This is a genomic window from Ideonella azotifigens, assembly GCF_006519715.1.
Lineage (GTDB): Bacteria > Pseudomonadota > Gammaproteobacteria > Burkholderiales > Burkholderiaceae_C > Ideonella > Ideonella azotifigens.
Window position 1 is genome coordinate 1 of sequence record NZ_VIDT01000787.1, and the last position, 2,301, is coordinate 2,301.

Annotated in this window: 3 protein-coding genes; 2 read left to right on the forward strand and 1 reads right to left on the reverse strand. The window is 65.3% G+C overall.

All coding sequences use genetic code 11. The features are described from left to right. Window positions 1-294, reverse strand: a 294-nt coding sequence (gene rbp / locus FKP22_RS27630) for an RNA-binding regulator (RefSeq protein ID WP_141291194.1), incomplete at its 3' end; no start/stop codon positions are given. A gap of 306 nt (window positions 295-600) precedes the next feature. On the opposite strand from rbp, the gene FKP22_RS27635 reads away from it, so the two are divergent. Continuing rightward, a complete protein-coding gene (locus tag FKP22_RS27635) occupies window positions 601-1,440 on the forward strand; it encodes a helical backbone metal receptor (RefSeq protein ID WP_211361619.1) in 840 nt (279 codons plus the stop codon). Window position 1,441: 1 nt separating this feature from the next. Further along, window positions 1,442-2,083: a MarC family protein gene (locus tag FKP22_RS27640; protein WP_141291198.1), complete on the forward strand. Its 642-nt coding sequence runs from the start codon at window positions 1,442-1,444 to the stop codon at window positions 2,081-2,083. The last annotated feature ends 218 nt before the right edge of the window (window positions 2,084-2,301 follow it).

Sequence of the window (2,301 nt, forward strand, 5' to 3'; positions counted from 1 at the left end):
GCTACCACCGCCGCCGCCACCACCACCAAAGCCACCCGGACGCTCTTCACGCGGACGAGCTTCGTTCACGACGATGGCGCGGCCTTCCAGAGGCTGGCCGTTCATGCCGTTCACAGCGGCTTGGGCTTCGGCATCCGAGCCCATTTCCACGAAGCCGAAGCCCTTGGAACGGCCGGTTTCGCGGTCCATCATGACCTTGGCGGACGTGACGGTACCAAATTCACCAAACGCTTGTTGCAGAGAGTCGTCGCGCACGCTGTAAGCGAGGTTGCCGACATAAAGCTTGTTTCCCATGGGGAACGCTCCTATCAATCACAAAAAGACCATGTGGAGCTTCAACCCAGCGTGAACCATCAAGCGAAGGTGCCGCGTCCATACACAGCAAACACGAGGCAGCAAAAGCAAGCTGCCCCAGCCCATTATGAGACTATTTTTGCGTTCGCGGCAAAAGCTTGCTTGTCAATTTGTCGTTTTTCTGCGCTGCATCTGCAGCCAGACCAGGGAACCACCAATTGATGCCGGCTGCACAGGCCTTGATGGCCGATGTAGCGGGTTGCCAAGCATGCGAGACTCGGCCGGTGTTTTCCATGGATCGCGGCCATGCCTGACGAATTGCAGCCTGCCAGCGCTTGCCGCATTGCCTGCCTGGTGCCCAGCCTGACGCTGCTGCTGGTGCGCTTGGGCCTGGGGCCCTGGCTGGTCGCGAGAACTGGATTCTGCATCCATCCGGCCCAAGCCGTGCGGGAAGTTTCGAAAGTCGGTGGTACCAAGGACGTGAACATGGCCAAGCTGCAGCGGCTCGCACCGACTCACGTGCTGGTCAACGTCGACGAAAACCGGCTCGACACCGTCCAGGCGCTGCGCGAATGGCGCACTGCAAATGGTGCGCCGCTGCAAGTCATCGTCACCCATCCCTGCGGGCCGGGCGACCATCCTGCCCTGCTGGACCAGCTGGCCGCCGCGTTTGGCGAGCTGCCCGGCGTGGCGCAGGCGCTGGCCGCCGAGCGGGCTGCTTTTGCTGCGGCCTGGCAGGCCAGCCTGGCACCGCCTGTGGCACGCGAGGAGGTCCTTTGCCTGGTCTGGCGCGCGCCGTGGATGTCGGTGGCACGCGACACTTACATCAGCCGCCTGCTGGCGCACGCCGGTTTGACGACGCTGCCGGACACACAAGGCGGTGCCAGCGGCGCCGCACGCTACCCCGTGCTGCGCGGCGACGAGCCGTGGCTGACCGATGTGCGCTGGGTGCTTCTGCCCAGTGAGCCCTACCGCTTCGAAGAGGCCGACGTGCAGGCCGTGCAACAACTCTGCCCGCGCGCCGAATGCCTGGCGGTGGACGGCGAGGCGCTGTCCTGGCATGGCGGCATGGCGATCGAAGGTTTGCAACTGGTGCGGCAACTGGCCGGTCGCATCCTGAACCGACTGGCCCTGGAAAACACCTGAGATGGACCTGCTCAAACCGCTGATCGCGCTGCTGGCGATCGTCAACCCCATCGGCGTCGTGCCGTTTTTCATCCACTTCACGCAGGGCATGACGCCCGAGGAGCGGCGCAGGACGCTGCGTACCACCTCGCTGACCGGCTTCCTGGTGGTCTCCATCAGCAGCCTGGCCGGCCTGAAGATCATCGAATTCTTCGGCATCTCGGTGCCCTCGTTCCAGGTGGGCGGTGGCGTGCTGCTGCTGATCTCGGCCATCAACATGCTCAATGCCCAGCCCGGCGACACCCGGCCCAGGGACGTGCAGGAAGGCCGCGCCAAGGCCGAAGCAGGCGCCTCCATCGCCGTCGTGCCGCTGGGCGTGCCGCTGCTGACCGGCCCGGCGACGATCTCGACCATGGTGATCTATGCCGAGAAGACCCGCACCTTCTGGGAGCACGCGGTGCTGGTGGGCTACGGCGTGGTGGTCGGCGTGGCGACCTTCCTGGTCTTCTCGGCCGCAGGCCGCATCGCCCGCGTGCTCGGCCAGACCGGCATCGACGTGATGACCCGGCTGATGGGCCTGATCCTCGCGGCGATGGCGGTGGAACTGCTGGCCGACGGGCTGCTGAAGTTGTTCCCGGTGCTGGGTGCGACCAGTTTCAGCTGACCTCCATCCATGGCCACACCTTCAAAGCGGGCCGAGCGCCGGGCCGCTCCCAAGCCGGCCCGCGTCCCCTTGGGGGACCGGCCGACGTACACGTCGGACGAGGGGCTGTCATGATCTTGTTGCTGGAGGATGACCCGGCAATTGCCGCCACTGTCGTCTTTGCGCTGCAACGCGAAGGCTTCGAGGTGCAGCACCACCTGCTGCTCGGCGAAGCGCGC